Source organism: Roseateles puraquae (genome assembly GCF_002205845.1).
GTDB lineage: Bacteria > Pseudomonadota > Gammaproteobacteria > Burkholderiales > Burkholderiaceae_C > Pelomonas > Pelomonas puraquae.
The window spans coordinates 23,976-31,486 of record NZ_NISI01000022.1 but is presented as its reverse complement, the minus strand read 5'-3'; the positions used below and the strand labels follow the sequence as shown (position 1 = coordinate 31,486).

The 7,511-nt window shown below is 65.6% G+C and carries 6 protein-coding genes and 1 pseudogene; 5 read left to right on the top strand and 2 right to left on the bottom strand.

Going from position 1 to position 7,511, the window contains the following annotated elements:
* Positions 1-364: 364 nt before the first annotated feature.
* Both CDO81_RS26730 and CDO81_RS26725 read right to left on the bottom strand, forming a co-directional pair.
* Positions 365-1,015: pseudogene (locus tag CDO81_RS26730) on the bottom strand (IS110 family RNA-guided transposase); the annotation flags it as partial.
* A gap of 311 nt (positions 1,016-1,326) precedes the next feature.
* The gene (locus CDO81_RS26725; protein WP_088486316.1) at positions 1,327-2,211 is read right to left on the bottom strand and encodes a LysR substrate-binding domain-containing protein; all 885 of its coding nucleotides are present in this window, start codon (positions 2,209-2,211) and stop codon (positions 1,327-1,329) included.
* Between the two features lie 92 nt (positions 2,212-2,303).
* Here CDO81_RS26725 and phnC point away from each other — a divergent pair, with 92 nt between their 5' ends.
* From phnC to CDO81_RS26700, 5 genes are all read left to right on the top strand, one after another.
* Positions 2,304-3,128 (top strand): phosphonate ABC transporter ATP-binding protein, encoded by an 825-nt coding sequence (gene phnC / locus CDO81_RS26720; RefSeq protein ID WP_420893058.1) that lies wholly within the window; start codon positions 2,304-2,306, stop codon positions 3,126-3,128.
* A 50-nt stretch (positions 3,129-3,178) separates the two neighbouring features.
* On the top strand, positions 3,179-4,051 hold the full coding sequence (gene phnD, locus CDO81_RS26715) for a phosphate/phosphite/phosphonate ABC transporter substrate-binding protein (protein ID WP_088486315.1): 873 nt from the start codon (positions 3,179-3,181) through the stop codon (positions 4,049-4,051).
* Positions 4,052-4,068: 17 nt separating this feature from the next.
* Complete coding sequence (gene phnE / locus CDO81_RS26710; protein ID WP_088486314.1) at positions 4,069-4,854, top strand: phosphonate ABC transporter, permease protein PhnE; 786 nt, start codon at positions 4,069-4,071, stop codon at positions 4,852-4,854.
* 13 nt (positions 4,855-4,867) lie between these two features.
* Entirely contained in the window at positions 4,868-5,836 is a 969-nt protein-coding gene (locus CDO81_RS26705) for an NAD(P)-dependent oxidoreductase (protein ID WP_088486313.1), read from the top strand.
* 712 nt (positions 5,837-6,548) lie between these two features.
* Positions 6,549-7,508 carry a cation diffusion facilitator family transporter gene (locus CDO81_RS26700; protein WP_241517182.1) on the top strand — a complete coding sequence of 320 codons (960 nt, stop codon included), beginning with the start codon at positions 6,549-6,551 and terminating at the stop codon, positions 7,506-7,508.
* Positions 7,509-7,511: the final 3 nt, after the last annotated feature.

Here is a 7,511-nt window from a genome sequence, read left to right as displayed (position 1 = left end):
GGGATGAGTGCGTCTGCGATGCGGCTGAAGGCCGCCGCGGGCCCGGAATTCACCGCCCGCGACGCTCTGATAGGACGCTATTTCTCCGCGCGAACAGCATGCAACCTCATCGTCCGTCGCGGACGGGGTTTTGCAGACCTTCCTTAGCCAAGGCCACCGCTGCCGTCGAGACGCCGGGCTGGCGCGCCAGCTCGATGACTCGTGCCTTGAACTCGGCCGAGTGCCGGCGCCAGCTGCGCCCCGCAGGTGTCGTCAGATCTCCCCCGCTCAAATCTGTTGTGCCCATGTGTCCACGCATCGTTGTCGTGGACACAAGCATCCAAGTCCGGCCACCGGACTTCAAGGTGACTTGGGCGGACGCCTACGCCGCAACGTTCTTGTTTCGACGCGTGGTGAGCTTGACCAGCCAGCTGTCCGGATCGGCCTTCTGGGTCGCCCTGTAGATGACGGAGCGAGCGCCGTGGATCAGCATGGTGCGCAGGTACGCATCTCCGCGTTTGCTCATGCCCAGCAGCGTTGGCTTGCCGCCGCTGGAGTGCTGTCGAGGGACCACGCCCAGCCAGGCCGCGAATTGCCGGCCGTTGTCGAAGTTCTTCGCATCGCCGATGCTGGCGACCAAGGCACTGGCAGTCAGCGGCCCGATGCCCGGCACCTTCTCAAGACGCTGGCTGGCCTCGCTGGCACGGTGCTATGCCTTGATCTGCACTTCGATCTCGTCGACCTGCGCCTGCAGCGCCTTGAGGTAGTCGAGCAGCCGCTGGATCAGGAGGCGGAAGGTGCCCGGCAACTCGTTCTCGGCATCTTCGATCAGCGATGGCACGCGCTGGGCGATGTAGGCGATGCCCTGCGGCACCACCAGGCCGTACTCGCCGAGAAGGCCCCGAATCTGGTTGGCTTGTGCGGTGCGTGCCTTCACGAAGCCCTGGCGGACGCGGTGCAGCGAGAGCACCGACTGCTGCTCGACGTTCTTGATCGGCACGAAGCGCATCGACGGCCTGCTGACGGCCTCGCAGACGTACCGCCGACACTGGGCACATCTTGAACAGGCGCCCCTATCTCCACGGTCAAGCGAGCAGAACCCACCGGCCCCACCAACTCAAACTCTCGCGAGGCAATCACATGAGTGAACTCGTTCGGAATGGGCGGAAGTGCCTCCATTGACGCTCCAAGCAACGGGGTAGAGGGAACCGAACGATTGAGCGGAGGGTCCGCTACATCGAAGGGTTATGTCTCAGCATTCTGGATGCCGAGCAGCTTGCGTGACAAGGCGATGTGCTCGCTGGTTGCATGTCCGTTGATGGCTGCCTTATGGGCTCTAGGGCCAGATCAGTTCACCGCCCGCAGCTCTTCAGCGATGTCTAAGAAGGCCGCCACCAACGGAGATGGTCTGCGCTCTCGGCGGCACACCAGGTGCACATGCGTGGCCATGTCGTTGTCAACGACCGGCACCTGAGCCAGCCGGCCGTCGGCGACATAAGCCGGCGACGCAACGACACCCAGACCCATGCCCTGCGCGACCGCCTCGCGGACCGCCTCACGACTTCCCATCTCGACGGCGATCTTGAAGCTCAAACCTCGGCGGCGCATCGTCTCCTCGAACACCTGTCGGGTGGTCGACCCCTCTTCCCGAATGACAAATCGCTGCTGGTGGAGGTCCGCCAGACGAACGTCGGTCCGCCCCGCCAAAGGATGGTCCGCTTTCGCGAAAACGACCAAGGGCTGACGCCGATGCTCAATGCATTCCAGCTCGGGCTGGTATACGGGGTTGAGCACCACGCCGACATCACCCTGATGGTCAAGAATCCTCGCAGCGATTGAACGAGAGTCTGCGACACGGACTACGAGACTCACTTGCGGGTGCTGTCTGGTGAACACGCGCAGGATGGGGACGAGGTTGTAGGGACCCACTGCGTGGATGACGAGCCGGCCGGCATAGCGGTTCTGCGCGGCCAGCAAAAGGGCCTGAGCGTCATCCTCCGCAGTGAAAGCGCGTCGTGTGTGCTCCAGCAACGATCGGCCGAAATCCGTCAGCTCCAAGCGACGACCACGGCGGCGGAACAGTTCGACAGCATGAACCTGTTCTAGCCGCTGAATGTGGGCCGACAGCGTGGGCTGTTGCAGACCCAGGGCGCGGGCCGCTGCCGTCATGCTGCCTAACCGGGCCGTAGCGTCGAATGCCTTCAGCGCGGCAAGAAGGCTGGTACTGGTCATGTGCGGTCCATAGATGACATCAATGAAACCATCGCATTGTTCGGACCAAAACGTCACCGTGATGACATGGAAGTTGCACAAAATGCCACGTCATGACGCAGCACTCCTCCTCTCCTACCGCCGCCTGGCTGATGCAACTGCACGACGTGCGCGTGGTCTATCCCGGCGGCATTGAGGCCCTTGCACGCACGCGCTTGAACGTGGAGCGCGGCGAGTTCCTCGTGCTGCTCGGCGCTTCAGGGGCAGGCAAGTCGACGTTGTTGCGTTGCCTCAACGGTCTGGTGCGTCCTTCCGAAGGCGCCATTGGCGCCAGTGAACTGCCACAGGGGAGACTGACGCCGCGTCACCTGCGCGCCCACCGCCGTCACTGCGGCATGGTCTTCCAGCAGCACCACCTTATCGGCCGCCAGACCGTGCTGGCCAACGTGCTGATGGGCGCTTTGGCCCAGCACCATCCCCTGCGCACACTGTGGCCCTGGAGCCGCGAAGATCAGCTGCGCGCCCTGCAAGTTCTGGACCGGGTCGGCCTGCTTGAAAAGGCGCTGGCCCGCGCGGACACGCTCTCAGGCGGTCAGCAACAACGCGTCGGCATCGCGCGGGCGCTGATGCAATCGCCCACCCTACTGCTCGCCGACGAGCCGGTGGCCAGCCTCGACCCCGCGACGGCCGAGAGCGTCATGGGCTTGCTCCACCACATCTGCAAGATCGATCGGCTGACCGCAGTCATCAGTCTCCACCAAGTGGAGCTGGCCCGCCGCTTTGCCGACCGCATCGTCGGCCTTCGTGGCGGGCAGGTTGTGTTCGACGGGCCGCCCGCGGCGTTGACCGCCGAGCGCGAGGCGGCCCTGTACGGCTTCGCTGCGGCCGGAGCGCCGGCCGAGCGAGTGCCCGATTCCGCCCTAGCCGCCCTGGCCTGAGCATCGCCGGCGCGCCGCGCCGACTTCATCTTTCGAACCCAGGAGCTTCCATGCCCAACCGCCGTCTTGCCGTCGTCTCACTCGCTCTTGCTGCGTTGGCGTGCGCCATATCTGCCCAGGCCCAAGGCCGCGATCCGTCTCGCCTGCGCGTGGCGCTGCTGCCCGACGAGAACGCCTCCACGCTGATCCAGAACGCCCAGCCGCTGAAGGTCTACCTGGAACAAGCGCTGAAGAAGGACGTCGAGCTGGTCGTCACGACCGACTACTCGTCCATGATCGAGGCCATGCGCTTCGGCCGCATCGAGGTGGCCTACTTCGGGCCCTTTTCCTATGTGCTCGCCAAGTCCAAGGCTCCGACCATCGAGCCTTTCGCAGTCGGCGTAGAGCGCGGCTCGCCCACCTATCAGTCGGTGCTGATCGCCACGGCTGGCGGCCCGGTCAAGACGCTGGAAGACATTCGCGGCAAGGCCTTCGGCTTTGGCGACCAGGCCTCCACCTCCAGCCACCTGGCGCCCCGCGCACACCTGCTCAAGAAGGCCAAGCTCGACGGCGAGAAGGACTACCGCGTCGTTCACCTCGGCACACACGATGCCGTCGCTCGTGCGGTGCAGGCGGGCCAGGTGCCGGCTGGCGCCCTTTCTAAGTCCATCCTCGACAACCTCGTCAAGCGCGGCACCATCGATGCGAGCCGCATCGTCGAGCTGGACCTGTCCGCGCCGATTCCGAACTACCCAGTCGTGCTGCAAGGCAACCTCGCGCCGGCCCTAAAGCAGGGCATCCGCGATGCATTCCTGAACATGAAGGACAAGGAGGTGCTCAAAGCCTTTCGCGTCGAGGCCTTCGCGTCCACCACTGACGCCGCCTACGACGTGCTTCGCGACACGGCCTCGGTGCTTAAGCTCGACCTCGGGAGTATGAAGTGACCACCCGCCTCGCTGCCATGGACGCCGTGCTAGCGGAGGACACCCGCAGGCGCCGCCGCGGCCTGGGCTGGGCCGGCCTGCTGCTCGCGGCCGCGGTCGTCGCGCTTGCCGTCACAGGGTTCTTCGACGCCGAGCGCTTCGCCGGCGGTCTGCCAGCCCTCGCGCAACTGGGGTCAGAAATGATTCCGCCCAACTTCGAACGCTGGCAGCTCTGGCTCACGCCGCTACGCGACACGTTGGCCATGTCAGTGGCCGGCACGGCGCTCACCATGGTGCTGTCACTGCCGCTCGCCCTGCTGGCCGCGCCCAATACCTCGCCGCACCCGGTCGTGTTGCGCGTCGCGCGCACGTTGCTCGCGAGCTGTCGCTCGGTGCCTGAGATCATTCTCGGCGTCCTCTTCGTCGCAGCCGTAGGCTTCGGCGCCCTGCCCGGTGTGCTGGCCCTTGCGCTGCACTCCACCGGCATGGTGGCCAAGTTCTATGCCGAGGCCATAGAACATGTCGACCCCAAGCCGCTCGAAGCCGCCATCGCGGCGGGCGCAAGCCGCCTGCAGGTGATCACGCATGCCGTGCTGCCCCAGGTGCTACCGCAGCTGGCCGACATCACCATCTACCGTTGGGAATATCACTTCCGGGCCTCGGCCGTGCTGGGCATCGTAGGCGCCGGCGGCATCGGCTTCGAGCTGATGGCGGCACTGCGACTGATCAAGTACGACGAGGTGTCGGCCATCCTGCTGGCCATCCTGGCTTGCGTGCTGGTGGTCGACGGACTGGGTGCCGCACTGCGTCGCCGCCTTAAGTGAGCAGGGTCATAACATGAACAGAATTGTCGTCAGCCAACCCGTGCACGCAGAAGTGCTCGCGCGCCTGCAGTCCGCCGGCCATGTCGTGATGAACGCCGGCCCCGAGCCCTGGCCTGCTGAGGAACTGGCCCGCCACCTGCGCGAGGCCGACGCGTGGATGGCCTTCATGACCGACCGCGTTGACGCCGGCATCCTTGAGCGGGCGCCGAGGCTGCGCACGGTGGCCTGCGCCCTAAAGGGCTATGACAACTTCGACCTCGCGGCCTGCACGCGCGCCGGCGTGCAAGTGAGCTTCGTACCCGACTTGCTGACGGAGCCGACCGCGGAGCTGGCCGTTGGCCTCGCCATCGCATTGGCCCGCCATGTGCTCGAAGGTGACCGACGCGTGCGCTCCAGCTATGCCGGCTGGCGGCCTTCGCTCTACGGGACGGGCTTGCACGGCTCGACGGTCGCGGTGGTGGGCCTGGGCGCCGTCGGGCGCGCCATCGTCGACCGCGTGCAAGGCTTTGGTTGCGCGGAGATCCTGGGCGTGGACCCTGAGCGCCGTGATCCGCGGGTACGCATCACGACGCTGGACGAGGCTCTGCGCCTTGCGCACTACGTGCTTCTGGCTGTGCCTCTAACCAAGTCGTCACGCCACCTAATCGACACAGCGGCACTTTCCGGCATCCGCCCGGGGCAGCTGCTCATCAACGTGGGCCGCGGCTCCGTGGTCCATGAGCAGGCGGTGCTGGCTGCGCTCGCGGACGGCCGTCTCGGTGGCTATGCCGCAGACGTTTTCGAGATGGAGGACTGGAATCTTCCGGACCGCCCCATCGACATTCCCGTGGCGCTGCTACAGCACCCTCGTACGGTCTTCACGCCGCACCTCGGTTCGGCGGTACGCGAAGTGCGCCTCGCAATCGAGATGCGCGCAGCGGACAATCTGATCGCAGTGCTCGCCGGGTCCGAGGTGGCCGATGTCGCATGGGTCATTGGCTGACGTTCGCGAATGTCGACTGGGCGCACCGTTACGGCAGCGGCGCGGGCCCGCGCAGAACGGGCGTCCGACAGCCCTGGCTGGACTCCGCGCAAGACCTGCAGAGCCGCTCGGCACCTGCGGACGGCCCGAAGCAGCGATTCGATTACCCGCATGCCGTGGCAGGCTGGCAATGTCGACGCTGGCGCTGATCTGGGCCGGCGGGCCACTGCGGGCAACTCGATCGGTCCCGCCAATAGCTGCCTTAGGCGCCACGCCAGGAACTCCGCCCAGGGGGAGTCGGCATCCACACGGCGCATGAAGACAAACTCGTCGCGGCCAGCCGAGCGGCAAGATCAACGTCACAGCGGACCTGCGTCAACTGTCCGCACCCGGCACCCGGCTCCTTCCAAGCAGCCTGTTCGCCGTGCAGAGCTTTACGCGAACCGCCTCGACCGAGATCGCCCATGACCTCCTGGAGACCAGTAGACCTCAAGACTTGATGACACGTAGGCGGTAGCGCAGGCTTCGGATTCTGAAGCGATGCTTGCAGCGCTCTGAGTTGCATGGCTCGCCCTGAGGAACAGGGCCGACTGCCGCGTCATCCACGGACGCTCAAACGGAAGGCGCCTCTTCGTGCCTCCGGTGTACCGGAGGCTGTTCATGCGGCGTTCAGGAGCGGCGAACTATCCTGAGAAGTTACCGCTGCGAAGACGGCCCAACGATGGGAGCATTTGTGACCGAGCTTTTCACCCCGAGCGAAGACTCCGAATCCACCGAACACACCACCGCAGAGCGCGCAGCCGCCGCTTCTCGCAGCACCTGGGTCAGCGTCGTGGTCAACCTCGCGCTCACATCCACGCAGATCGTTGCGGGTGTCCTGACCAAGTCCCAGGGCCTGATTGCCGACGGCGTGCATTCGCTGTCCGACCTCATTGCTGACTTCGTGGTGCTATTCGCTAACCATCACAGTCAGAAGGACGCGGACGAAGACCATCCGTATGGCCACCATCGCTATGAAACTGCCGCCTCGCTGGTGCTCGGGCTGCTGTTGCTTGCCGTTGGGCTGGGCATGCTGTGGTCGGCCGCGGTGAAGCTGGAGCAGCCGGAGGCCATTCCCCAGGTGCACATGGCCGCGCTTTGGGTAGCCCTCGGCGCGCTGACCGCCAAGGAACTGCTGTTCCGCTACATGCTGGCCGTGGCCAAGCGGGTGAAGTCCAGCATGCTTGTGGCCAACGCCTGGCATGCGCGCTCTGACGCGGCGTCGTCGCTGGTGGTGAGCCTGGGCATCATCGGCAACCTGGCGGGCTACCCCATCCTGGACCCCATCGCGGCCGCCATCGTCGGTTTCATGGTCACCAAGATGGGCTGGGAGTTCGGATGGGATGCCCTGCACGACCTGATGGACCGCGCCGTCGATGACGAGGAGGTGGCCGCCATCCGCCAAACGCTGGCCGAAACGCCGGGGATCATGGGCGTGCACGACATCCGCACACGCAAGATGGGCGACATGGTGGTGGTTGATGCCCACATCGAGGTGGACGCCACGCTCACTGTCGAAGCCGGTCACGACATCGCCGTCGAAGCCCGTCGTCGGGTCATGCAGCGCCACCGCGTGCTGAACCTGATGACCCATGTGGACCCGTGGCGCCGCCCCGATGGCGACCATGAGAAGGTCTCCGTCGCAGCCGGCTGAGCG

Coding starts and splice junctions, on each gene's coding strand:
- CDO81_RS26725 (WP_088486316.1), bottom strand. CDS start 2,211: ATGACCAGTACCAGCCTTCTTGCCGCGCTGAAGGCATTCGACGCTACG.
- phnC (WP_420893058.1), top strand. CDS start 2,304: ATGACGCAGCACTCCTCCTCTCCTACCGCCGCCTGGCTGATGCAACTG.
- phnD (WP_088486315.1), top strand. CDS start 3,179: ATGCCCAACCGCCGTCTTGCCGTCGTCTCACTCGCTCTTGCTGCGTTG.
- phnE (WP_088486314.1), top strand. CDS start 4,069: ATGGACGCCGTGCTAGCGGAGGACACCCGCAGGCGCCGCCGCGGCCTG.
- CDO81_RS26705 (WP_088486313.1), top strand. CDS start 4,868: ATGAACAGAATTGTCGTCAGCCAACCCGTGCACGCAGAAGTGCTCGCG.